Below are 24952 nucleotides of genomic sequence, written 5' to 3' on the forward strand. Positions count from 1 at the left end.
TTATATTGTTACAGCTTCTCCACCAGCAGCTTCAATAGCAGCTTTAGCAGTAGCAGTAAATTTGTGAGCGGTTACTTTTAATTTTGTTTTCAACTCTCCTCTTCCTAAAATCTTAACGATCTCATTTTTAGTAGCCAAACGGTTAGCAACATAAGTTGTCATATCGACAGCATCAGTTACAATACCATTATCAACTAATAATTGAAGTGTATCAAGATTAACACCTTCGTATTCTTTACGGTTGATGTTTGTGAAACCAAACTTAGGCACACGTCTTTGAAGTGGCATTTGTCCTCCTTCAAAACCAATCTTTTTAGAATAACCAGAACGAGATTTTGCTCCTTTGTGACCTCTTGCAGAAGTACCACCTTTTCCAGAACCTTCTCCTCTACCTAATCTTTTATTTTGATTGTGTGTTGACCCTTCAGCTGGTTGTAAGTTACTTAAATTCATAACAGTATTTGTTATTTAGCTTCTTCTACAGAAACTAAGTGTTTAACTTTGTTTATCATCCCAAGGATTGTAGGGTTTGAATCATGTTCAACAACCTGACCCATTTTACGTAGACCTAAAGCCTCTAATCCTCTTTTTTGATCAAGTGGACAGTTGATTTTACTTCTAACTTGTTTTACTAATAATTTAGCCATAATTTCCTTGAATTAACCTTTAAAAACTTTTTCTAAAGAAATACCTCTTTGTTTTGCAACAGAATAAGCACTTCTCATTTGCAATAAAGCATCAAAAGTTGCTTTAACTACATTGTGAGGATTTGATGATCCTTGAGATTTAGATAATACATCATGTATACCTACTGATTCAAGAACTGAACGAACAGCTCCACCAGCAATAACTCCTGTACCATGAGAGGCAGGAATTAAAAATACACGTGCACCACCAAATTTTCCTTTTTGCTCGTGTGGTACTGATTGCCCATTCAAAGGAATCTTTACTAGATTTTTCTTAGCATCTTCTACTGCTTTCGCAATTGCTTCAGAAACATCTTTAGATTTTCCTAATCCATGTCCTACAACACCATTTTCATCACCTACAACTACAATAGCAGAAAAACCGAAAGCTCTACCCCCTTTTGTAACCTTAGTAACACGATTAACACTCACCAAACGATCTTTTAATTCAAGACCACTTGGTTTTACTAACTCTACATTCTTGTATTTATTAGACATAATATATTAGAATTTAAGTCCAGCCGCTCTTGCGCCTTCTGCTAATGATTTAATACGACCGTGATACAAGTAACCTCCTCTATCGAATGTTACCACTTCTATCCCTGCTTTTAACGCTTTTTCTGCTACAAGTTTCCCAACTGCAGTAGCAACTTCTACGTTCGTACCTTTTCCTATTTCTTTTTCTCTTGAAGAAGCAGCCAATAAAGTAACTCCGTTTACATCATCAATAAGTTGAGCGTAAATTTCTTTGTTACTTCTAAATACAGATAGTCTTGGATTAGTAGCAGTACCACTAATCGTTTTTCTAATTCTGAATCTAATTCTTTGTCTTCTTTCAGGTTTTGTTAATGACATAATCTTATTTTTTAAGCTGATTTACCTGCTTTTCTTCTTAATACTTCACCCACAAATTTAACACCTTTTCCTTTGTACGGCTCTGGCTTACGGAAACCTCTGATTTTCGCAGCTACCTGACCTAAAAGTTGTTTATCTAATGATGTTAACTTTACAATTGGATTTTTACCTTTTTCAGATATAGTCTCTAGAGTTACTTCTGGAGCAACTTCTAAAACAATATTGTGAGAATATCCAAGAGCTAAATCTAATTTTTGTCCTTGATTTGAAGCTCTATAACCAACTCCAACCAATTCTAAAGATTTTGTAAAACCTTCAGTTACACCGATAATCATGTTATTGATTAAAGATCTATACAAACCATGTTTTGCTCTTTGGTCTTTATGATCAGACGATCTGTCTACTTGAACTTGACCGTCTTCAACAGTAACAGTTACGTCCGAAAACTCCTGTGTTAGTTGACCGTTTTTTCCTTTTACTGTAATAATACCGTCTTTAACTTCTACAGTTACACCAGCAGGGATTACAATTGGACTTTTACCTATTCTTGACATCTTATAGTCTTTTTATTAGTATACGTAACAAATTACTTCTCCACCAACATTAAGTTGCTTGGCTTTCTTTCCAGTCATCAAACCTTTTGATGTAGAAACAATAGCAATTCCTAATCCGTTAAGGATTCTAGGAATAGAAGTTGAACTTGAATATTTACGTAAACCTGGTTTACTAATTCTTTGGATATCTTTAATTACTGACTCCTTAGTATCTTTATCATACTTCAAAGCAATTTTGATCGAACCCTGAACAGCGTTGTCTTCAAATTTGTAACTTAAGATATAACCTTGATCAAATAAGATCTTAGTTATTTCTTTTTTTAGATTAGATGCAGGAATTTCGACAACTTTGTGGTTTGCAGCCACAGCGTTTCTAACCCTTGTTAAATAATCTGCAATAGGATCTGTATACATATGTATAAATTTGCGGTTATGGTTTTCGTCAGACTTTCTGAAGAACCTTTAACCAATTAAAATTCAATTTTCTACCAACTAGCTTTTTTCACACCTGGTATCAATCCGTTATTAGCCATTTCACGAAATGTTACACGTGAAAGACCGAATTGACGCATATACCCTCTTGGTCTACCTGTTAATTTACATCTATTATGTAAACGAACTGGTGAAGCATTTTTAGGTAACTTTTGCAAACCTACGAAATCTCCAGCTTCTAACAAAGCTTTTCTTTTCTCAGCATATTTTGCTACCGTTTTTTCTCTCTTAACCTCGCGGGCTTTCATTGATTCTTTAGCCATATCTTAATTCTTTTTAAAAGGTAATCCCAATTCAGCCAATAATGACTTTGCTTCCTTATCTGTTTGAGCAGTAGTAACAAAAGTAATATCCATTCCTGAAATTTTGTTTACTTTGTCAATATCAATTTCTGGGAAAATGATTTGCTCTAAAACTCCAAGGTTATAATTTCCTCTTCCGTCAAAACCAGTAGCTTTTATACCACTAAAATCTCTAACACGTGGTAAAGCTGAAGTAATAAGTCTATCTAAAAACTCATACATTCTTTCTCCACGTAAAGTTACTTTAGCTCCAATCGGCATCCCTTTTCTCAATTTAAATGACGCAACGTCTTTCTTAGAGATAGTTGATACTGCTTTTTGCCCAGTAATCTTTGTCAACTCATCAACTGCATAGTCAATCAGTTTTTTGTCAGAAACTGCTGCTCCAACTCCACGGCTTAAAACGATTTTTTCCAATTTAGGAACTTGCATTACGTTTACATATCCGTATTCTTCTGTAAGAGCAGAGATAACTCTACTCTTATATTCTTCTTTCAATCTAGGTGTATACGCCATTACTATAGTACTTGATTAGATTTTTTTGAAAATCTTACTTTCTTATCTCCTTCAACTCTAACTCCAGTTCTAGTTGCTTCCTTAGTTTTAGGATCAATTAGAGAGATGTTAGAAATTTGAATAGAAGCTTCTTTTTTCACAATACCACCTTGAGGGCTTTTTGCACTTGGTTTCGTATGTTTTGAAACCATGTTTACTCCTTCAACAATAGCTTTGTTTTTCTCACGGTCAACACGTAATACTTTACCTTCTTCACCTTTATGGTCTCCAGCAATTACTCTTACGATGTCGCCTGTTTTTATTTTTAGCTTTATCATCTTAAAACGAATTAAAGCACTTCAGGTGCTAATGATACAATTTTCATGAATTGTTTTTCACGAAGTTCTCTTGCTACCGGACCAAAAACACGAGTTCCTCTCATCTCACCAGCAGCATTTAATAACACACATGCGTTGTCATCAAATCTGATGTATGATCCGTCGGCTCTTCTTACTTCTTTTCTGGTACGCACAACAACTGCAGTTGAAACAGCTCCTTTTTTAACGCTTCCGTTTGGAGTTGTATCTTTGATAGAAACTACAATCTTGTCACCAACAGAGGCATACCTTCTTTTGGTACCTCCTAAAACACGGATAGTTAAAACTTCCTTTGCTCCAGTGTTATCTGCTACTTTTAGTCTTGATTCTTGTTGTACCATAATTATTTAGCTCTTTCTAGGATTTCAACTAATCTCCAACATTTTGATTTACTTAAAGGACGCGTTTCGCTAATTCTTACAGTATCTCCAATGTTACAGTCGTTTGTTTCGTCATGTGCAACAAATTTCTTTGTTTTTAACACGAACTTACCGTATAATGGGTGTTTTACTTTTGTAACTTGTGCAACAACAATAGACTTATCCATTTTGTTTGAAGTTACAACACCAACTCTTTCTTTTCTTAAATTTCTTTTTTCTTCCATCTTTCAGCAGATTACAATTATTGCAATTCTCTTTTAGTAAGCTCTGTAGCTAATCTTGCAACTGTTCTTCTTACACTTCTAATTTGAAGTGGGTTCTCAATTGGAGATATAGCGTGAGCCATTTTTAGGTCAGCATATGTTTTCTTAGTCAAACTAAGCTTCTCTTGCAACTCCGCTGCAGAAAGATCTTTTATTTCTGATTGTTTCATAATATAATATAGATTATGCTTCGAAATCTCTAGCAACTACGAATTTAGTTTTTACTGGAAGCTTTTGAGCTGCAAGACGTAACGCCTCTTTTGCAACTGACAAAGGTACTCCTCCAACTTCAAACATAATTCTTCCGGGTTTAACAACGGCAGCCCAATACTCAACTGCTCCTTTACCTTTACCCATACGTACCTCAAGAGGTTTCTTAGTAATTGGTTTGTCTGGAAATATTTTGATCCATAATTGTCCCTCTCTTTTCATGAAACGAGTTGCAGCAATACGAGCTGCCTCAATTTGACGAGAAGTTAAAAACATTCCATCTTCATGTACAGATTTAATACCAAACATTCCATTAGAAAGTTCATGCCCTCTTCCAGAGTTCCCTTTCATTTTACCTTTTTGTACCTTACGGTATTTTGTTCTTTTAGGCTGTAACATTTTTCTTTAATTTAAAAATTACTTTCTTTTACGAGCGTCTGGTTTTCCACCTTTATTAAAGTTAGATTTCCCACGAGGAGAATCTCCACCTTTTCCGCCAGATTGTTTCTTGTCCATTCCAGCAAGCGGAGAAAGATCTCTCTTTCCGTAAACTTCACCTTTCATGATCCACACTTTGATACCCATTCTACCATAAGTAGTATGCGCTTCAGCTAATGCATAATCAATATCGGCTCTGAAAGTTGATAAAGGAACTCTTCCCTCTTTGAAACCTTCTGAACGTGCCATCTCAGCACCATTCAAACGACCAGAAATCAAAACTTTGATACCTTCAGCGTTCATACGCATAGAAGCAGCAATAGCCATTTTGATTGCACGTCTGTAAGAAATACGGCTTTCGATTTGACGACAGATGCTTGTAGCAACTAGATACGCGTCAAGTTCAGGTCTTTTTATTTCAAAGATGTTGATTTGAACCTCTTTGTCAGTAATTTTCTTAAGTTCTTCTTTTAACTTGTCTACCTCTTGTCCACCTTTTCCGATAATGATACCAGGTCTAGCAGTAGTGATAGTAACGGTTACAAGTTTCAAAGTTCTCTCGATGATTACTTTTGATACACTAGCTTTTGATAAACGAGCATGGATGTACTTTCTGATTTTGTGATCTTCGGCAAGTTTATCACCATAATCATTTCCACCATACCAGTTTGAGTCCCATCCTCTGATGATACCAAGTCTATTTCCAATTGGATTTGTCTTTTGTCCCATCTTGTATTAAATTGCTTGTGTGTTATTAATAGATCCAAGCACGATTGTTACGTGATTAGAACGTTTTCTAATTCTGTGTGCGCGACCTTGTGGAGCTGGACGAAGTCTTTTTAACATCATTCCACCATCTACTCTGATCTCCTTAACAAATAAACCTGCTTCTTCTAAACTAGCTTCACTATTTTTTTGCTCCCAGTTATTGATTGCAGATAATAATAGTTTTTCTAATTTTCTTGAAGCTTCTTTAGAACTAAATCTTAAGATGTTAAGTGCTCTTTCTACCTTCTGACCTCTTACCAAGTCCGCTACTAAGCGCATTTTTCTAGGTGAAGTAGGGCAGTTATTCAATTTCGCGAAAGCAATAGACTTATTAGCCTCTTTTCTCGCATCTGCTGTTTCTCTTTTACGAACTCCCATTGCTTCTTATTTTTTACCTTTATTTTTTGCTCCAGCATGACCTCTAAAAGATCTAGTTGGTGAAAATTCTCCTAATTTGTGACCTACCATGTTTTCAGTTACATAAACTGGTACAAATTGACGACCGTTATGAACTGCGATAGTTTGTCCAACAAAGTCTGGAGTAATCATAGAAGCTCTAGACCAAGTCTTAACCACTCCTTTATTTCCACCTGCTATGTTTTCTTGAACTTTCTTGTCTAACTTATAATGAACGAAAGGTCCTTTTTTTAATGAACGTGCCATATCTTATTATTTCTTTCTACGTTCTACGATATACTTGTTACTCGGGTTTTTCTTAGAACGAGTTCTATAACCTTTTGCTGGTATTCCATTTCTTGAACGTGGATGTCCACCAGAAGAACGTCCTTCACCACCACCCATTGGGTGATCGACAGGGTTCATTGCAACAGGTCTTGTTCTAGGTCTTCTACCTAACCATCTTGTTCTACCTGCTTTTCCAGATACAACCAATTGATGATCAGAATTAGAAACAGCTCCAATTGTAGCCGAACAAGTTAACAAGATTAATCTTGTTTCACCAGATGGCATTTTAATTGTAGCATATTTTCCATCTCTTGCCATTAATTGAGCAAAAGTTCCAGCAGAACGAGCAATAACAGCTCCTTGACCTGGACGTAACTCAATACAAGAGATAACAGTTCCTAATGGAATTCTACTCAATGGTAATGTATTACCAATTTCAGGTTGAGACTCTGGACCAGAAACTAATTTCTGACCAACTTTCAATCCATTTTGAGCAATAATATATGTTTTCTCACCATCAGCATAAGCCAATAAAGCGATAAAAGCAGTACGATTTGGATCATACTCAATAGATTTCACTGTAGCCGGAATTCCTTCTTTTGTACGTTTGAAATCAATGATACGATATCTTTGCTTGTGACCACCACCCGTATAACGCATGGTCATCTTTCCTTGACTATTTCTACCTCCAGAGTTTTTTATCGGCGCTATCAAAGAGCGTTCCGGCTTATCAGTTGTAATGGCGTCATAACCATTCACAACTCTAAATCGCTGACCTGGGGTAATAGGTTTTAATTTTCTTACTGACATTTTTCTATCTTAGATATTGTTGTAAAAATCAATTGTTTCTCCTTCTTGTACTTGAACAATCGCTTTCTTAATTGCATTTGTCTTTCCACTGATTAAACCACTTTTAGTGTATTTTGTAGTTCTATCAGGTCTTACATTCATTGTGTTAACACTTAAAATAGTTACACCATAAGCAGCTTCAACAGCTTTCTTAATCTCAACTTTATTAGCTTTTTTATTAACAACGAATCCAAAACGGTTTAAAACTTCACTTTCTTTGGTTACTTTTTCCGTTACTATAGGTTTAATTATGATACTCATATCCTATTATTTACTTAAATTTTCTTCAATCACTTCCAAAGAACTCTCTAAAAGCACTAAATTATTAGCATTTAAAATAGCGTAAGTACTTAATTCTGAACTACTTACGACATTAGACGCCTTTAAATTGCGTGACGACAAATATACATTTTTATTCGACTCACCCAACACAAATAGTGATTTTTTATTTTCTAACTCTAAAGCTTTCAAAACATTAATGAAATTTTTAGTGTTTGGAGTTTCAAAATTAAAGTCTTCAAGAACGATAATATTTGAATCTTTTGCCTTCATTGAGAATGCAGATTTTCTTGCCAAACGTTTCAAGTTTTTATTCAATTTGAATGAATAACTTCTTGGTCTTGGTCCGAAAACTGTTCCACCACCTTTAAACAACGGATTCTTTGCACTACCCGCACGAGCAGTACCAGTTCCTTTTTGTTTTTTAATCTTACGCGTACTTCCCGCTACTTCAGCTCTTTCTTTAGCTTTGTGCGTTCCTTGTCTTTGATTAGCTAAATATTGCTTAACATCAAGATAAACAGCGTGATTGTTTGGTTCAATTGCGAATACTGAATCAGAAAGTTGAACTTTTCTTCCAGTATCTTTTCCGTTGAAATCTAATACTTTTACTTCCATTACTTGTGAATGATTACATAAGAGTTGTTATGCCCAGGAACACATCCTTTTATAACAAGTAGATTCTTTTCAGTAACTACTTTTAAAACTCTAAGGTTTTGAACGTTTACATTTTCTCCTCCCATTCTTCCAGCCATACGCATTCCTTTGAATACTCTAGATGGATAAGAAGAAGCTCCTACAGAACCTGGTGCTCTTAAACGGTTATGTTGACCATGAGTTGCTTGACCAACACCACCAAAACCGTGACGTTTTACAACCCCTTGAAAACCTTTACCTTTAGATACACCTTGTACATCTACAAATTCTCCTTCAACAAACATAGACACATCAATAAGATCACCTAATTTTTGTTCTGTTGCAAAATTTTGGAATTCAACGACTTTTTTCTTAGCTACAGTTCCCGCTTTCTTAAAGTGACCTAAAGCCGCTTTTGTGGAATGTTTCTCGTTTTTGTCATCGAAACCAAGTTGCAACGCTTCGTACCCGTCAACACCTTTGGTTCTGACTTGGGTAACAACACAAGGACCAGCTTCGATTACTGTACAAGGAATATTCTTCCCGTTTTCATCAAAAATGCTAGTCATGCCGATTTTTCTACCAATTAACCCAGACATAAATATTAATTATTAATTATTAAATATAAAAATAGAACACATCATTTAAGTGAACCCTTATTTTTAAAGTGGTGCAAAAGTATAACTTATTTACACACAATCCAAAAAAAGTTTTCACTTAAACAAAGTGCCCTCAATTTTCTCTTGTTAGAAACTAAACTTTAATCTCTACTTCAACTCCACTAGGCAATTCTAATTTCATTAAAGCATCAATTGTTTTAGATGAAGATGAATAAATATCAATTAATCTCTTATATGACATTACTTCAAATTGTTCTCTCGCTTTTTTGTTAACGTGTGGAGAACGCAATACTGTGAAAAGTTTTTTGTGAGTTGGCAACGGGATTGGCCCTGTAACAACTGCACCAGTAGTTTTAACTGTTTTTACAATCTTCTCAGCAGACTTGTCTACTAACATATGATCGTAAGATTTTAGTTTTATTCTGATTTTTTGACTCATTTTCTTAAAATTAAGCGTTTCCTTTTGCTTTTTTGATTACTGCTTCTGAAATATTAGAAGGCGTTTCTGCGTAGTGTGAAAATTCCATAGTTGAAGTTGCACGACCGGAAGATAAAGTTCTTAAAGTTGTAACATATCCAAACATTTCAGATAATGGCACATCAGCTTTAATAGTTTTAGCTCCATTTCTATCACCCATGTCATTAACTTGACCTCTACGACGGTTAATATCACCTACGATATCTCCCATGTTTTCTTCTGGAGTAATAACTTCCATTTTCATGATAGGCTCTAAAATTACAGCTCCAGCAGCTTTAGCTACTTCTCTATAACCCATTCTTGCAGCTAACTCAAAAGATAGTGCATCAGAATCCACAGGGTGGAAAGATCCATCTAATAAAGTTACTTTCAAACTATCTACTTGGTATCCTGCTAAAGGACCAGTTTTCATAGCTTCTCTAAAACCTTTTTCAACAGAAGGAATATATTCTTTAGGAACGTTACCACCTTTTACAGAATTGATAAACTGCAATCCAACTGGAGCCTTACCATCTACTTCATCAGCAGGCTCAAGAATAAATACGATATCACCGAATTTACCACGACCTCCAGATTGTTTTTTGTAAGTTTCTCTGTGTTGAGCAGACCTTGTAAAAGCTTCTTTATATTCAACTTGAGGCTCACCTTGGTTCACTTCAACTTTAAATTCACGGCGCATTCTATCCACTAAGATATCTAGATGAAGCTCACCCATACCTGAAATAATAGTTTGCCCTGAAGCTTCATCTGTTCTCACTGTAAATGTAGGATCCTCTTCAGCTAATTTAGCTAAAGCCATACCCATTTTATCAACATCAGCCTTAGTTTTAGGCTCGATAGCGATACCAATTACTGGCGCAGGAAATTTCATTGACTCAAGAATAATTGGGTGTTTTTCATCACACAATGTATCTCCAGTTTTAATATCTTTAAAACCAACTGCCGCTCCAATATCTCCAGCCTCAATATATTCGATTGGATTTTGTTTGTTAGCATGCATTTGATAGATACGAGAAATTCTTTCTTTGTTACCTGAACGTGTGTTCAAAACATAAGAACCAGCATCTAATCTTCCTGAATAAGCACGGAAGAAAGCCAAACGACCTACGAATGGGTCAGTAGCAATCTTAAACGCTAAAGCAGCAAAAGGCTCTTTAACATCTGGCTTACGCAAGATTTTAGTTTGATCTTCCTCTAACAATTCAGCATCATCAGGATGAATACCTTCAATACCATCTTTATCCATTGGAGATGGCAAGTATTTACATACTGCATCTAACATGAATTGAACTCCTTTGTTTTTGAAAGATGATCCAGCAATCATTGGTATGATAGCCATATCCATAACAGCAGCTCTTAAAGCAATATTAATCTCATCTTCTGTAATAGAATCTGGATCTTCCATATACTTATCAAGCAAATTCTCATCATAGTCAGCAACTGCTTCAATAAGAATATCTCTGTATTCTTTTACTTCATCTACCATATCAGCAGGGATATCTACAACTTCATAAGTTGCTCCCATTCCTGCATCATCCCAAACAATAGCTTGGTTTCTAACTAAATCCACAACACCTCTGAAATCATTTTCTTCACCAATAGGCAAAGTGATCGCAACAGCATTTGATTTTAACATATCTCTTACTTGTTGACAAACCATCAAAAAGTTAGAACCTTGTCTATCCATTTTATTAACGAATCCAATACGAGGAACTCTATATTGGTCAGCTAATCTCCAGTTAGTCTCTGATTGAGGCTCAACACCATCAACAGCACTAAATAAGAAAACCAAACCATCAAGTACACGTAAAGAACGGTTTACTTCAACTGTAAAGTCAACGTGTCCCGGTGTATCGATAATATTAAAGTGATAAGGTAACGTCTCAGGTAAAATTTTACCTTGAGTAGTTGGAAAATTCCACTCACAAGTTGTAGCAGCAGAAGTAATTGTAATACCTCTTTCTTGCTCTTGTGCCATCCAGTCCATTGTTGCAGCACCATCATGTACTTCACCAATTTTATGTGATTTTCCTGTATAGAATAATATACGCTCAGTAGTTGTTGTTTTACCAGCATCAATATGAGCAGCAATTCCTATGTTTCTTGTATATTTAAGTTCTCTAGCCATTTCTTAAGAATTAAAATCTAAAGTGAGAGAAAGCTTTATTAGCTTCTGCCATTTTGTGAGTATCCATTCTTTTCTTAACTGCAGCACCTTCTTCTTTAGCCGCAGCTAAACATTCAGAAGCTAATCTTTGTGCCATTGATTTTTCGTTTCTTCTTCTTGAATAAAGAATCAACCATTTCATAGCCATAGAAATCTTTCTGTCTGGACGAATTTGCATTGGAATTTGAAATGTAGCTCCACCTACTCTACGACTACGTACTTCTACGTGAGGCATAACATTAGTTAAAGCATCTTTCCAAATTTCTAATGATGGTTTTTCTGCATCTTGCTTTTTTGATTCTATAATGTCAATTGCATCATAAAAAACTTTAAAAGCTGTTGATTTCTTACCATCCCACATTAGGTTGTTCACAAAACGTGTTACCAACTGGTCGTTAAACCTTGGATCTGGTAAAAGTGGTCTTTTCTTTGCCGCTCTTTTTCTCATGTCTTTTTTTTAATAAAAATTCATACTCATCTAAATGCGATTAATCACATCTGTACAAGAATAACTTTTTAAATTACTTTTTTGCTTCTTTTGGGCGTTTAGCTCCGTACTTAGATCTTCTTTGCGTTCTTCCTGCTACTCCTGACGTATCAAGCGCACCACGAACGATGTGATATCTAACTCCTGGTAAATCTTTTACCCTTCCACCCCTAACTAATACTATCGAGTGCTCTTGTAAATTGTGTCCTTCTCCAGGGATGTAGGCATTCACTTCATTACCATTTGTCAAACGTACACGCGCTACTTTACGCATTGCAGAGTTTGGTTTTTTTGGTGTTGTAGTGTAAACACGCGTACAAACCCCTCTTCTTTGAGGACAAGAATCTAAAGCAACCGATTTACTCTTCTTAGTTATCTGAGTTCTTCCTGTTCTTACTAATTGTTGAATTGTTGGCATAATTAATACTAAAAATTTATTATGTATATTAAATTCCCGCTTTTTACGGGGTTGCAAATGTATAAATTATTTTTCACTCTGCAAACGTTAATTCATTAATTTTCAATAAGATTATTTCGCCTTTTGTTTTTTACAACAAACAATTGAATATTTGCATTACTTTTATGCAAAAATTGCCATCTAATTGAAACAGCTCACGTTATATATCATCATATTCTGCTTACAACAGCAATGCCTATCACAAACGTTACATTTAAAACTGAGAGGTTCGACCATAAAAGAAAGCAAAACAATAGACTCCCTAAACTATTTAACCAGCCATAAAAACGCTAAATCCATTACAGATGAATTATCCCATTTTTCCCAGAGGCTCGATAAAATTGGGTTTATTGAAAATAACATCTCAGAAATCACAAAAATTAATGACAGTAGTTATACAGCAACAGCAAATTTGGGAGAAAAAACCAAATCCATCTACATATATATAGGAGAAATTTTAAAATTCAGTAAAAGCTTAATAAAGAAATCCTCAAATGACACCCTAAAAATTCCTTTCAACAAAACCGACCTATTTCTAAATGAAACCATTGCAACATTAGAAAAAGATGGCTACCCTTTAGCAAAAATTAAATTGACCGATATTACAAAAAACAACTCCAATTTATACGCCAAATTAAATATCATAACTGATAAATCCAGAACGGTCAACAGCATCAGTGTAAAATTCAATAAAAAAGGAGATCAAGACATATTACCAAAAGGACATTTAAAACAACTCAGCAAAAAGCACAAAAATAAAATTGCCAACAAAACCACTATTAGCGAAATATACAATGATTTAAAAAAATATAATTTTATCACCATCGTAAAAGCGCCAGAAATACTTTTCACAAAAGACTCCACAAAAATCTACCTCTACTTAGAAAAGAAAAAAACAAATGACTTTGATGGATATATTGGATTCAACAATACGGAAAGCAAAAAAATAAAGATCAATGGCTTTTTAGACTTAAAATTAATAAATACGATTAAAGCAGGAGAAAAATTTAATCTGTACTGGAAAAACGACGGAAACAAACAAACAACCTTCACAGCTAATTTTGAAATACCCTATATTTTTAATAGTCCCTTAGGGCTTAAAACAGAAATTAACATCTTTAAAAAGGACAGCTCCTATCAAAACACTAAAACAGGAATAGACTTAGGCTATTTTATAAATTACGACACAAAGTTATATGCAGGTTATGAATCAACAACATCCAGTGACATCCTAAATAGAAAAAGCGAAACCATAAGCGATTTTAAAAACTCTTATATCACAATTGACTTCGCATACTCAACAATATCACAGAATTATAATAATAATAGACAAATAAACACCCAAATTCTTTTTAGATCAGGAGTAGGCACACGGAAAATTAGTGGAACATCCACTGATTACAATAAAAACAATCAATTTTACATCGATTTTGACGCTTTTAAAACCGCTTACTTAAACAAAAAGAATGCAATAAATTTAAAACTTCAGACACACTATCTAAACAGCAGCCAATATCTTTTAAATGAACTCCCCCTTTTTGGAGGCATTAAATCTATAAGAGGTTTCACAGAAAACAGTTTATTAGGGAATTTTTATTCCGCTATACTAACAGAATATCGCTTTTACCCAGCACAAAATTTATACATACACACTATTTCAGATTATGCCATACTAAAAAACCCTGTCGAAAAAAATAAAACACAACAATTAATTAGCTTTGGGTTAGGGACAGTTATTGAAAATAAAAATGGAACTGTTAAAATTTCTATTACTAATGGAAAGGAAGTACAACAAAATATCATATTTAGCAACTCAATTTTTAACATAAGTTACAATATCATATTCTAAAACAATTAAAGTTAAACACCCTTAAACTTATATTTCGAATTAAACACACCTAAATTAGTAATTAATCAAACCCCTTAAATCTAATTCAGCATAACGCACATAAACCCCAAATAAAAATAATATAATTACCTCTATTTAAATCATTTTAATTGACACCACAAAATTGTCATAATTTTCTAATAACAACAACTTTATAGCAGACAGGTAATTATTTATTCAATATCAAATTGTAAGGTTTTTATTTTAATTATAGATTAAAGTAAAAAAAATAATATTATAACACTGAAATATCAAATTGTTACAATGTTAAAGTTTAATATATACTGAAAAAAATGATTTTTTTAATTAGGATTCTTAACAAATTATTAAGAGTTTTGTAACACTAATTCAAAAAATTTAAAAATGAAACTAAAGTTTAATGGAATCTTAGTACTACTAGTAGTACTAATGGCGCAACTAACTTTTGCGCAGGAAAGAACCGTAACAGGCGTTGTTTCTGACAATACAGGCTTCCCATTACCAGGGGTGAGTGTATTAATCAAAGGAACAACTACTGGAACACAAACTGACATTGATGGGAAATATGCTTTGAAAGCAAGCCCTAGTCAAATTTTGATTTTTAGTTACATTGGTATGAAAAGCCAAGAACTAAAAGCTTCATCAACATTGGTAAATGTAAAATTACGAGAAGACGCATTGGAACTTGAAGGAGTGTTAGTTACTGCTTTTGGAATCAAAAAGCAAAAGAAATCACTAGGATACGCTACATCAAATGTAAGCGCAAAAGATTTGACTGAAGTTACTAACACTAATGTTTTTGAATCTCTTTCTGGTAAAGTTGCAGGGGTTGATATTACTGCACCAGCTCAAGTAGGTGCTTCCTCTAAGGTTGTTATTAGAGGTTTCAACTCTTTATCAAACAGTAGTCCACTTTACATTGTTGACGGTACACCTATTTCAAATGGTAGTGCAGGATCAACGAGTGTATCAAGAAGTTTTGACGCAGGAAATGGAGTAAGCGATATTGACCCTAATAATATTGAAAGCATGACCATATTAAAAGGTGCTGCTGCATCAGCTTTGTATGGTTCTAGGGCAGGTCAAGGAGTTATTATCATAACTACTAAAAGCGCTAAAAATAACTCAAAACTTTCAGTAGAATTACTACACTCAACAGATTTTTCTGAAATTGCTAGAGTGCCAAATTTCCAAGATGAATTTGGACAAGGTTGGGCTGGAGCGTCTAATTCAAATTGGGCAGGTAGCTCAAACACAGCAAGTAACGAAAATGGATCATGGGGACCTCTATTTAATGGAGAAGTAAGACCATGGGGAGCTATACTTAACAACTCTCAACAAATCAAACCATATGTTGTACTGAAAAACAATTTTAAAGAATTCTACGAAATTGGTAACACATATACTAATAACGTAAGAGTTAGTGGCGGTGGCGCAAATTCGAATTTCTCATTAAATTTTTCTGACGTTAATTCAAATGGAATAATACCTACTAACGCTGATAGTTATAAAAGACGAACTCTTGGTGTGAATGCAGGAATGTCTAGTGAAAAACTTAGTGTAAGAGCAAGTTTCAACTATGTAAAAAAAGATCAAAATGCAGTTAACACCGGACAAGGTGACGATTCAGGTGAAGGAAATACCATGACACAAGAGTTACTGCAAGTACCTAGAGATATAAGTTTAGTTGATTTACAAGATTACACTAACAATCCTTACAACAATAACAGTAATTACTTTACACCTTACGCTACAAATCCATGGTGGGTAGTAAATGAAAACTCTACTAACATTGAAGGTAATCGATTCTATGGTAACACTAATTTAGCCTACACATTTAACAAAGAAATGAGCTTAAGCTACCAAATTGGTGGAGACTACAGATTAGAAAGAATTAAATCTTATGGCGCACTAGTAACTTATGAGCCAGGTTCCGCTCAAGCACTTGGTGGAGCAAATGCTATTGTAGGTGGTGTAACTGAGCGCACAAATGAAACTGTTGAACTTGATCAGAATCTTAATTTCAATTACAATACAACCTTTTCTGAAGACTTTACTTTTAATGCCTTATTAGGTCTTAATGCTAACCAAAGAAAATTTTATTCATTAGCAGCTGCTATCACAACTTTAGACATTCCAAATTTCTACGAACTTTCGAATTCCTCTATAAAACCAGCAGTTGGACAATCAAATTCTTTAAGAAGAAGTTTTGGAGCTTACGCTTCATTTGAGACAGGTTATAAAAATAGATTATTTTTAACTTTGACAGGTAGAAATGACTGGACATCAACATTACCAAAAGGTAACAACTCTTACTTCTACCCAGCAGTTAACTTAAGTGGGATTGTAGTAGATAATGCCGATTATTTCTTAAAACTAAGAGCTGCATATGCAGAAATCGGTAATGACACTGGTGTATACCAAACTCAATCATCATTAATTCAAGGAACCGCATCACTGGGCTCTGGTTCAATTAATTTACCAATAGGTGGAGTTAATGGGTATGAGTTTTCCGGTAATTTAGGAAACAATGAATTAAAACCAGAGAGAACGAAAGAAGCAGAATTTGGACTTGAAACAAACTTATTTAACAAGAGAGTTAATCTTGATGCCTCTTTATACAACAAGAAAACAGAAGATCTTTTATTCAGTAGACCTCTTGCAGCGTCAACTGGATTTAATTCACAAACAGGTAATATACTTGATGTAACAAATAAAGGTATTGAACTAGTATTGAACGTAGTACCTGTTAGAACTCAAGATTTTCAGTGGGACATGACTACAACTTTTACAAAAAATAAGTCAGAAATAACAAGAATTGCTGGAGAAACTACAAAACTTCCCCTAGCTTCAAATTATGGTGTAACTTTTAATGCTGTACTTGGTCAACCACTAGGTGTATTTTATGCTTCTGTACCAAAAGTTAATGATTTAGGCCAGTATATTGTTAATGCTACCACAGGTCTTTATGAAGTAACTGATGATGAAGAAAAAATTGGATCCTCTCAAAGAGACTTCATTATGGGTTTCAAAAATAAATTCACTTACAAAAACCTTGTTTTAGCATTTGGGGTTGATTGGAAACAAGGAGGTGAAATGTATTCTTACACAAAAAGACTTTCACATTTCGTAGGAAATGGAATTGAAACGACATATAACGGAAGAAATACTTTTATAATTCCAAATTCTGTGGTAGAAAATACTGACGGAACCTATTCTGAAAACACAAAAGCTGTAGCTTTTGATCAAATCACTAATTTCTACAATACTTCATCAAATCCTGGTATTGAACGTACTCACGTTATCGACAAGACATTTGTAAGACTAAGAGATGTTTCTTTAACGTACAATGTTCCGTCGTCAATTTTCAAAAACATGGGATTAACTAATGCAAGTTTTAGTATATATGGTAAGAATTTAGCACTTTGGACACCTAACGAAAATCCATATATTGATCCTGAATTATCTACATACGGGTCTGGGTTGTTAAGTGAACAAGGAGAATTTGGTGCAAATCCTTCACAAAGAACATATGGAGCGAGCATTAAATTAACTTTTTAAAAAAAGAAAAAATGAAAAAAATAATATTAAGTATACTAGCTATATCGACAACTTTGATAAGTTGCAGCACAGATTTGGATATCAACAGAGATCCAGATGCATTGGATTCTAATGGCGCACCATTATCTGCACAATTACCGGCAGGAACCATTGGTATTGTAGGCCCTCAAGGTGCATCGTTTGCACTTATTGGAGGATTCTGGTCACAATTTTGGACGCAAAGTAACATTGCTAATCAATATAAACTTATTGATAACTATTCTATTGGAACAGGAGAATACAATACTGCTTGGAACAATATGTATGACGGATTAGGGGATATAAGAAATGTAAAAAGAAGAGCGAAAGAGGAAGGTAACTGGAAATATTACCTAATTGCTACAACTTTAGAAGTTCAAGCTTCACAGATACTTACTGATTTTTACGGGGATATCCCTTATTCAGAAGCTAACAACATCTCTATTCTTGAACCAAAATTCAATACAGGACCAGAAGTTTACAACTTGATGATTGCTGATTTAAACGACGCACTATCAAAAGATTTAAGTTCATCAAAAGGTACTTCACCATTAAAAGATGACTTTATTTTTGGAGGAAACATGACAAATTGGACAAAGTTTGCTAATACTTTGAAACTGAAAATCTACATGAGACAAACTAATAGTCCGAATGCTGCAGCTGCTAATACTGCAATTACAGCACTGCTATCTAGTGGAGTTCAATTCCTAGATGTTGATGCTTCTATGACACAATTTGTTGATGCACCAAGTCAAAGTAACCCTCTATATGAGTATAACAACAGACAGCTAAATGTTGCTACCAACTTAAGAATGAGTACAACAATGGCTTCATTTTTAGATAATAATTCAGACAAAAGAAAAGCCGCTTATTACTTAGCTGGTAACTCTTTAAACCAAGGGGACTATGACAGTAAAGCTGGTGGAGGAACAATTGCCATTGTAAATCTAAAAGCAACAACACCAGTACTCTTATTAAGTAAGGAAGAAAGCTTGTTTTTACAAGCTGAGGCAATGGAAAGATATAAAAATGGAGTTGGCGCAAAAGCATTATATGATGCCGCAGTTACTGCCAACTTCGCAAGATACGGACTAAGTGCAGATGCAGCCGCATTGCTTGCGACGAAGTATTCATATCCAACTACTGGATCTTTTGAAACCAAGTTAGAAGCAATTATTACTCAAAAGTGGGTTGCTAGTTTTCCTGGAAACGGTTTTGAAGCATTTTTTGAAAAAAACAGAACTGGATATCCTAAAACTTCAAGTGTACCACAAACTTCAATATCTTACGTTCCTGGTCAAATAACTTACTCAGTGAACGGAATAACTGGTGGTCTATTTCCAAAAAGAATTGTGTACCCATTGTCTGAAAGAAGTTCAAATCCAAATACACCAAATTTAATACCATTAACTACTCCAATTTGGTGGAATAAAAACTAATATTATGAAAAAATTTATAGCAATTTTATTTGCAGGTTTACTAACTGTTGCCTGTGATAGTAATGATACAGCCAATGTATCATCAATAACAGACTACCCATTACTTACTTTAAAAGGGAGTAGTCCTGTTTTCGTAACAGTAGGTACTACATATAATGACCAAGGAGCTGTAGCTACAGAAAGCGGTAAAACGATTCCTTTTGTGACTTCAGCAACAGGTAACTACAGAGGCGGGACCTCTATAGACACGAGTGTACCAGATGAATATTCACAGACTTATACTGCAACAAATACAGACGGATTTAAAGCATCTGCTGTTAGAACAGTTTATGTTTATAAAAATTCAGATCTAGTAACAGGAATTGAAGGACTATATACTTCAACAGTTGTTAGAAACGGAACATCTGGAGCGGCTTATACGGACATGAAGTACATTCATATTTGGAAAAAAGCAAATGGAACTTATGAAATGTCAGATGGTATTGGCGGATATTATAACTATGGAAGAGGATACGGTATTGGGTATGCAGCTAGACCAGTTATAATAACAGCTAATAACATTGCTACAAACAGTTTTACAATCCCTAACTTTACAGTAGGAGGATTTGGAGGAGTTTGTACTATGACTCAATTTACTGTCAACCCAGTAAATAAAACTATTACTTTTACTACTACATGGGATGCAGGATATACTTTTGTAGTAACACTTAAACAAGTTCAACCATAAAATAATTAAAATGAAAATATTTAAAAACAACATTATAAAAGTACTTTTTGGTGTTCTTATACTTACTTCTTTTGCTTCATGCGATGCAGGAGGAGATCCAAATCCAGGAGGAACAACTACTGAGAAATTTGCTGGAGATTGGTTTATATCGATATATGATTCAAATGGAACTGCTCAAGTAGAACATGCTCTGCATAGCACTTATAATACATCTGCAAATGATAATACAATGTGGATTGATGATGCAAAACATGGATGGTATTTAAAATGTAAAATAACAGTTGATTTAGACAATGGCACCTTTACAGCTGTTGCTCAACCTAACACAATTGACTCTGGTACTGTTACAATCACAGAGGGGAAAATAGAGAAAGGAGCTGGCTTATCTAAAGCTGGGCACAAAGTTGACAAAATATCATTTAAAGCAGAATTTAGCTATGATCCTGGATACATACTTACATATGAAGGACATAAAAGAACTGGCTTCCTGGAAGACGAGTACTAAGCTTAACTTTCATTCATGAATCTTTATTAAAACCATCCCTTCTTTGGGATGGTTTTTTTTATATATTTGCACCATGGAAAAAGAACATCAAATATTTGGAATTAGAGCGATAATCGAAGCTATTCAAGCGGGAACTACAATAGACAAAGTTTACATTCAAAAAGAAATTTCAGGAGAGTTAATGAAAGACTTAATGAAAGTAATGAAGCGGGCTAATGTAAATTTTTCTTATGTACCTGTTGAGAAACTAAACAAACTAACTCCTAATAATCACCAAGGAGCAGTAGCTACTATATCCCCTATTTCATTTTTTGACTTAGAAAATTTAATAAATACCGTTGTTGAAAACGGCAAAACTCCTCTGTTTTTGGTATTAGATCAAATATCTGATGCACGTAATTTTGGTGCCATCATAAGAACTGCAGAATGCACAGGTGTCAACGGAATTATAATTCAAAAATCAGGAGCTGCTCCTGTAAACGGTGATACAGTTAAAACCTCCGCCGGTGCAGTATTTAATATTCCTATTTGCAAAGTAGAGCACATAAAAGATGCTATTTTTCTTTTGCAAGCAAGCGGAATTAAAACTATTGCTGCGACAGAGAAAACAGATCAAAACATTTACGATATTTCACTTAATGAGTCTGTAGCTATTATAATGGGCTCTGAAGACCGTGGTGTAAATCCTTCCGTTTTAAAAATTGTAGACGAAAAAGCAAAACTTCCAATGTTTGGGACAATTGGTTCTTTAAATGTTTCAGTTGCCTGTGGTGCCTTTTTATATGAAGTTGTCAGGCAGAGAAGATAAAATAAATTAACATAAAATATGTAAAAGAGAGTTATTGCTGAAAATAACTCTCTTTTTTTTTAAAAATTAATGAGATAAACTTCATAAACTCTCGAAATACCATACTTTATTTAAACAAACTTATTCAATAATGTTAAAATTTTAATTTATTAGCTAATTGAGATGGATATAGAAACTGTTTATATCACAAAATAGTATGACTTAAACACTAAAAAAAAACAGCTTTTCCGGCTCATGATGTCAATAAAATAAGAACTTCTAGATTTTTTAACAAGAATTATAACATATACTTACAATAGCCCCCATATAAGAAAATATTTTACATTTTACAATATCACATATTATACTAATATTAACTTTTTACGTAAGATATTTGCCGCACTAATTCAAACCATAATATATGAAACTAAAATTTAATGGATTTATAGTACTCCTAACGGTACTATTAACGCAGATTATTTTTGCTCAAACTAAAACTGTGAGCGGTGTTGTTTCTGATAGTGAAGGAAAAACACTTACAGGGGTAAATGTAAAAGTTAAAGGAACATCCAATGGTGTTCAAACAAATTTTGATGGAAAATATTCCATCAGTGCAAAAACAGGAGATGTATTAATTCTTTCCTTTATAGGATTGGAAACAAAAACAATAACTGTTAATAATAGTAATACAATAAATGTAACCATGCAGTCAGGGGCTGTAGCAATCGATGAGGTAGTTATTGTCGCTTATGGGAAATCAAAAAAATCTTCCTATACTGGATCAGCTACTGCCATTAAAGGAGAAAGTCTCGGTAACAGAGCAGTGACTAATGTCCTATCAGGTATTGAAGGCGCAGTTTCGGGAGTTCAAATTCAAAGTGCTTCAGGTCAACCAGGATCACAACCTTCTGTTAGAATAAGAGGATTCAGCTCTATTAGTGGATCTAATACTCCTCTTTATGTTGTAGATGGTGTTCCTTTTACAGGCGATATTAACAATATCAACTCTGCCGATGTTGAAAGCATGACCATACTAAAAGATGCTGCTTCTACATCTCTTTACGGATCAAAGGCAGCAAATGGTGTAGTAATCATCACGACAAAGAAGGGAACATCTTCAAAGGATAAATTTACTTTAAATGTTAATACAGGTTTAAACACAAGATCTATTCCTGAATACGACAGAGTAGATGCATTTGACTATTATCCATTAACATGGGAAGCTATCAGAAATAGTAGACCAATGAATACTCCAGCTTTATTAGCAACTGCTAATGCTTATGCTTCAACAAGAACTCCTATTGACTTAGTAGTGAACCCTTTTAATGTTACCAATGCTAATTTGTTTGATGCAAACGGAAACTTAAATCCAAGTGCACAACTATTGTATGCAAATGATCTTGATTGGGCAAAACAACTAGAAAGAGCTGGAGTAAGAAGAAATGCAGACTTTAGCTATCAAGGAAAAACAGAGCGAAGCAATTATTTTGTATCGATAGGAAATTTAAGTGAAGAAGCTTCAATTCAGAATTCTGATTTTAAAAGAACTACAGCCCGCGTTAATGTAAACACTAAGTTAAAAGAATGGTTCAAAACTGGAGCGAATGTAGCTACAACTTTTACAGATTCTAACCAAGCGGTAGATGGAGTTGCAAACACTTCATCTTTCAACAACCCATTCCGTACTATACGTTACATGGGACCTATTTACCCAGTTTTAAATCATACAGCAACGGGTGAAGTAGTTGTAGATGCTAACGGTAATCCTGTATACTCACAATTACGTGGATCAGGTGCTTCAAATGGAAGAAACGTTGTATATGAAACTTTAAACAATGAAAATAAAGACAAAAGTTTATCATTTAATGGTCGTACTTATTTAGAAATAAAATTTTTGAAAGACTTTAAATTAACAACAAACTTTGCTTTTGACAATGCTCATTTTAACAACAATGTTTTTTGGAATAAAGTAATTGGAGACGGTGCTCCTGATGGATTTGCTTCTCGTACTAACACAGTAACAACAGGAATTACTTTTAACCAATTACTTGACTATACAAAAAGTATTGAAAAACATAACATAACTGCTCTAGTAGGACATGAAAGTTTTGATTACGAATACAATTACATGTATGGATCAAAAAGAGGTCAAGGGGTACCAAACAACAACGAATTCATTAACTACTTGACAGTTTCAGATTTAAATTCTTACACAAGAAATTACGCTACTGAATCTTACTTCTCTCGTTTAGGGTACGACTATGATGAAAGATATATATTATCCGCTTCAGTACGTAGAGATGGATCTTCAAAATTTGCAGATGCTAATAAGTGGGGTAACTTCTGGTCAGTAGGTGCTGCGTGGAACATAGGAAGAGAGTCGTTTGTAGAAAATATAAAATGGATCAATGATTTAAAACTTAGAGGTTCATTTGGAGAAGTAGGTAATGATTCACACATTAGCTATACGGGATTAAACTACTACATTGGAGCTCCAACCTTTTCTTTAGGACTAAACAATGCTAGTGAAGTGGGAATTCTTACTAATGATCAAGGAGCTCCTAATCTAAAATGGGAAAAAAATACTCAGAAAGATATTGCTTTAGATTTTGCATTTTTCGCTAATAGATTAAGAGGTTCTGTAGAGTACTATAATAGAACAACAGACGGATTAATTTTTAACGTACCTATTCCAGTATCCTCAGGTTTAGATTCTAAAGTTGAAAACATAGGATCAATGTTTAACCAAGGAATCGAAGTTTCATTAGACGGAATGGTAGTAAAAACTAAAGGGTTTTCTTGGAATATTAATGTAAATGCATCTACTATCAAAAATGAAATAACTTCATTACCTCAAAAAGAAATTATAAACGGTACTAAAAAATATGCTGTAGGTAGCTCAATTTACGATTACTGGTTAAGAACTTGGTATGGTGTTGATCCAACAGATGGTTATGCTCTGTTTATAGTTGATCCTTTATTAACGACTCCAACTGATACAGATTCAAGAGTTGTCAACGGTGTAAATGTTACTATAAATCAAAATAAGGCATTATACGAATATCATGGTTCTGCTTTACCAGACTTGTTTGGAAGTTTTACGAATACTTTTAAAGTAGGAGGATTCCAAATGGATGTTTTATTCACTTATCAATTAGGCGGAAAAACATATGATTCAAACTATGCGGCGTTAATGCATTCAGGAAATAACTATGGATCTGCTTTGCATACAGATATTTTGAACAGATGGCAAAAACCTGGAGACATTACAGATGTTCCTGTACTAAATATATCAAGAAACACCCAAAATTCAGCAGCATCAGATCGTTGGTTAGTTGCTTCTGATTACTTATCATTGAGACAGGTATCATTATCTTACAACCTACCAACTGATATAATTTCAAGATTACAAATTGATGCCGCTAAATTTTATATTAATGGGGAAAACTTAAAATTATTTACTAAAAGAGAAGGAATGGATCCACAAGCAAATTACAATGGAACTACTCAAAATAGGTTCTCACCATCTAGAACTATATCCTTAGGAATTAATTTAAACTTTTAATATAAT

The 24952-nt window shown here is 34.2% G+C and carries 31 protein-coding genes; 7 read left to right on the forward strand and 24 right to left on the reverse strand.

Annotated features, from left to right (window positions below):
• The 24 genes from rplO to rpsL all read right to left on the reverse strand — a co-directional run bounded on the left by rplO (window position 1) and on the right by rpsL (window position 12438).
• The gene (gene rplO / locus ACEN2K_RS10650) at window positions 1–453 is read right to left on the reverse strand and encodes a 50S ribosomal protein L15 (RefSeq protein ID WP_441759318.1); all 453 of its coding nucleotides are present in this window, start codon (window positions 451–453) and stop codon (window positions 1–3) included.
• A gap of 11 nt (window positions 454–464) precedes the next feature.
• Window positions 465–647 carry a 50S ribosomal protein L30 gene (gene rpmD, locus ACEN2K_RS10655; RefSeq protein WP_011963452.1) on the reverse strand — a complete coding sequence of 61 codons (183 nt, stop codon included), beginning with the start codon at window positions 645–647 and terminating at the stop codon, window positions 465–467.
• Window positions 648–659: 12 nt separating this feature from the next.
• Complete coding sequence (rpsE, locus tag ACEN2K_RS10660; RefSeq protein ID WP_441759319.1) at window positions 660–1184, reverse strand: 30S ribosomal protein S5; 525 nt, start codon at window positions 1182–1184, stop codon at window positions 660–662.
• A gap of 6 nt (window positions 1185–1190) precedes the next feature.
• On the reverse strand, window positions 1191–1541 hold the full coding sequence (gene rplR / locus ACEN2K_RS10665; protein ID WP_026707004.1) for a 50S ribosomal protein L18: 351 nt from the start codon (window positions 1539–1541) through the stop codon (window positions 1191–1193).
• A gap of 11 nt (window positions 1542–1552) precedes the next feature.
• A complete protein-coding gene (rplF, locus tag ACEN2K_RS10670; protein ID WP_441759320.1) occupies window positions 1553–2095 on the reverse strand; it encodes a 50S ribosomal protein L6 in 543 nt (180 codons plus the stop codon).
• Between the two features lie 15 nt (window positions 2096–2110).
• Window positions 2111–2509: a 30S ribosomal protein S8 gene (gene rpsH / locus ACEN2K_RS10675; protein WP_441759321.1), complete on the reverse strand. Its 399-nt coding sequence runs from the start codon at window positions 2507–2509 to the stop codon at window positions 2111–2113.
• Between the two features lie 71 nt (window positions 2510–2580).
• Window positions 2581–2850: a 30S ribosomal protein S14 gene (gene rpsN / locus ACEN2K_RS10680; protein WP_007136553.1), complete on the reverse strand. Its 270-nt coding sequence runs from the start codon at window positions 2848–2850 to the stop codon at window positions 2581–2583.
• Window positions 2851–2853: 3 nt separating this feature from the next.
• A complete protein-coding gene (rplE, locus tag ACEN2K_RS10685; protein WP_320889969.1) occupies window positions 2854–3405 on the reverse strand; it encodes a 50S ribosomal protein L5 in 552 nt (183 codons plus the stop codon).
• Between the two features lie 2 nt (window positions 3406–3407).
• On the reverse strand, window positions 3408–3722 hold the full coding sequence (rplX, locus tag ACEN2K_RS10690; RefSeq protein ID WP_187017209.1) for a 50S ribosomal protein L24: 315 nt from the start codon (window positions 3720–3722) through the stop codon (window positions 3408–3410).
• 11 nt (window positions 3723–3733) lie between these two features.
• Complete coding sequence (gene rplN, locus ACEN2K_RS10695) at window positions 3734–4102, reverse strand: 50S ribosomal protein L14 (RefSeq protein WP_007136556.1); 369 nt, start codon at window positions 4100–4102, stop codon at window positions 3734–3736.
• Between the two features lie 2 nt (window positions 4103–4104).
• The gene (rpsQ, locus tag ACEN2K_RS10700; protein ID WP_026707010.1) at window positions 4105–4365 is read right to left on the reverse strand and encodes a 30S ribosomal protein S17; all 261 of its coding nucleotides are present in this window, start codon (window positions 4363–4365) and stop codon (window positions 4105–4107) included.
• Between the two features lie 17 nt (window positions 4366–4382).
• On the reverse strand, window positions 4383–4574 hold the full coding sequence (gene rpmC / locus ACEN2K_RS10705) for a 50S ribosomal protein L29 (RefSeq protein WP_441759322.1): 192 nt from the start codon (window positions 4572–4574) through the stop codon (window positions 4383–4385).
• 13 nt (window positions 4575–4587) lie between these two features.
• Window positions 4588–5013: a 50S ribosomal protein L16 gene (gene rplP / locus ACEN2K_RS10710; protein ID WP_016989325.1), complete on the reverse strand. Its 426-nt coding sequence runs from the start codon at window positions 5011–5013 to the stop codon at window positions 4588–4590.
• An 18-nt stretch (window positions 5014–5031) separates the two neighbouring features.
• A complete protein-coding gene (gene rpsC, locus ACEN2K_RS10715; protein ID WP_026707012.1) occupies window positions 5032–5781 on the reverse strand; it encodes a 30S ribosomal protein S3 in 750 nt (249 codons plus the stop codon).
• 6 nt (window positions 5782–5787) lie between these two features.
• Window positions 5788–6198: a 50S ribosomal protein L22 gene (gene rplV, locus ACEN2K_RS10720; protein ID WP_072945399.1), complete on the reverse strand. Its 411-nt coding sequence runs from the start codon at window positions 6196–6198 to the stop codon at window positions 5788–5790.
• Window positions 6199–6204: 6 nt separating this feature from the next.
• Entirely contained in the window at window positions 6205–6483 is a 279-nt protein-coding gene (rpsS, locus tag ACEN2K_RS10725; RefSeq protein ID WP_007136562.1) for a 30S ribosomal protein S19, read from the reverse strand.
• 6 nt (window positions 6484–6489) lie between these two features.
• Window positions 6490–7314 (reverse strand): 50S ribosomal protein L2, encoded by an 825-nt coding sequence (gene rplB, locus ACEN2K_RS10730; protein WP_143391051.1) that lies wholly within the window; start codon window positions 7312–7314, stop codon window positions 6490–6492.
• Between the two features lie 9 nt (window positions 7315–7323).
• Window positions 7324–7614: a 50S ribosomal protein L23 gene (gene rplW, locus ACEN2K_RS10735; RefSeq protein ID WP_264566653.1), complete on the reverse strand. Its 291-nt coding sequence runs from the start codon at window positions 7612–7614 to the stop codon at window positions 7324–7326.
• A gap of 6 nt (window positions 7615–7620) precedes the next feature.
• Window positions 7621–8250, reverse strand: coding sequence for a 50S ribosomal protein L4 (gene rplD / locus ACEN2K_RS10740; protein ID WP_441759323.1), 630 nt, complete (start codon window positions 8248–8250; stop codon window positions 7621–7623).
• The gene (rplC, locus tag ACEN2K_RS10745) at window positions 8250–8867 is read right to left on the reverse strand and encodes a 50S ribosomal protein L3 (RefSeq protein WP_187017205.1); all 618 of its coding nucleotides are present in this window, start codon (window positions 8865–8867) and stop codon (window positions 8250–8252) included. The genes rplD and rplC overlap by 1 nt, the downstream gene beginning before the upstream one ends.
• Before the next feature lie 154 nt (window positions 8868–9021).
• The gene (gene rpsJ / locus ACEN2K_RS10750; RefSeq protein WP_007803605.1) at window positions 9022–9327 is read right to left on the reverse strand and encodes a 30S ribosomal protein S10; all 306 of its coding nucleotides are present in this window, start codon (window positions 9325–9327) and stop codon (window positions 9022–9024) included.
• Between the two features lie 10 nt (window positions 9328–9337).
• A complete protein-coding gene (gene fusA / locus ACEN2K_RS10755; protein WP_441759324.1) occupies window positions 9338–11494 on the reverse strand; it encodes an elongation factor G in 2157 nt (718 codons plus the stop codon).
• Between the two features lie 10 nt (window positions 11495–11504).
• Entirely contained in the window at window positions 11505–11981 is a 477-nt protein-coding gene (gene rpsG / locus ACEN2K_RS10760; protein ID WP_035668130.1) for a 30S ribosomal protein S7, read from the reverse strand.
• Between the two features lie 73 nt (window positions 11982–12054).
• The gene (rpsL, locus tag ACEN2K_RS10765; protein WP_007136570.1) at window positions 12055–12438 is read right to left on the reverse strand and encodes a 30S ribosomal protein S12; all 384 of its coding nucleotides are present in this window, start codon (window positions 12436–12438) and stop codon (window positions 12055–12057) included.
• Window positions 12439–12622: 184 nt separating this feature from the next.
• Here rpsL and ACEN2K_RS10770 point away from each other — a divergent pair, with 184 nt between their 5' ends.
• The 7 genes from ACEN2K_RS10770 to ACEN2K_RS10800 all read left to right on the forward strand — a co-directional run bounded on the left by ACEN2K_RS10770 (window position 12623) and on the right by ACEN2K_RS10800 (window position 24946).
• Window positions 12623–14326 carry a hypothetical protein gene (locus ACEN2K_RS10770; RefSeq protein ID WP_441759325.1) on the forward strand — a complete coding sequence of 568 codons (1704 nt, stop codon included), beginning with the start codon at window positions 12623–12625 and terminating at the stop codon, window positions 14324–14326.
• Window positions 14327–14728: 402 nt separating this feature from the next.
• The gene (locus ACEN2K_RS10775) at window positions 14729–17905 is read left to right on the forward strand and encodes a SusC/RagA family TonB-linked outer membrane protein (RefSeq protein WP_441759326.1); all 3177 of its coding nucleotides are present in this window, start codon (window positions 14729–14731) and stop codon (window positions 17903–17905) included.
• Between the two features lie 11 nt (window positions 17906–17916).
• Window positions 17917–19362: a SusD/RagB family nutrient-binding outer membrane lipoprotein gene (locus tag ACEN2K_RS10780; protein WP_441759327.1), complete on the forward strand. Its 1446-nt coding sequence runs from the start codon at window positions 17917–17919 to the stop codon at window positions 19360–19362.
• A 4-nt stretch (window positions 19363–19366) separates the two neighbouring features.
• Complete coding sequence (locus tag ACEN2K_RS10785) at window positions 19367–20089, forward strand: BT_2262 family domain-containing protein (protein ID WP_441759328.1); 723 nt, start codon at window positions 19367–19369, stop codon at window positions 20087–20089.
• Between the two features lie 10 nt (window positions 20090–20099).
• On the forward strand, window positions 20100–20594 hold the full coding sequence (locus tag ACEN2K_RS10790) for a lipid-binding protein (RefSeq protein WP_441759329.1): 495 nt from the start codon (window positions 20100–20102) through the stop codon (window positions 20592–20594).
• A 73-nt stretch (window positions 20595–20667) separates the two neighbouring features.
• The gene (rlmB, locus tag ACEN2K_RS10795) at window positions 20668–21402 is read left to right on the forward strand and encodes a 23S rRNA (guanosine(2251)-2'-O)-methyltransferase RlmB (RefSeq protein WP_441759330.1); all 735 of its coding nucleotides are present in this window, start codon (window positions 20668–20670) and stop codon (window positions 21400–21402) included.
• A gap of 400 nt (window positions 21403–21802) precedes the next feature.
• The gene (locus tag ACEN2K_RS10800) at window positions 21803–24946 is read left to right on the forward strand and encodes a SusC/RagA family TonB-linked outer membrane protein (protein ID WP_441759331.1); all 3144 of its coding nucleotides are present in this window, start codon (window positions 21803–21805) and stop codon (window positions 24944–24946) included.
• Window positions 24947–24952: the final 6 nt, after the last annotated feature.

The organism is Flavobacterium sp. W21_SRS_FM3, from assembly GCF_052113625.1.
In the GTDB taxonomy this organism is placed as follows: domain Bacteria; phylum Bacteroidota; class Bacteroidia; order Flavobacteriales; family Flavobacteriaceae; genus Flavobacterium.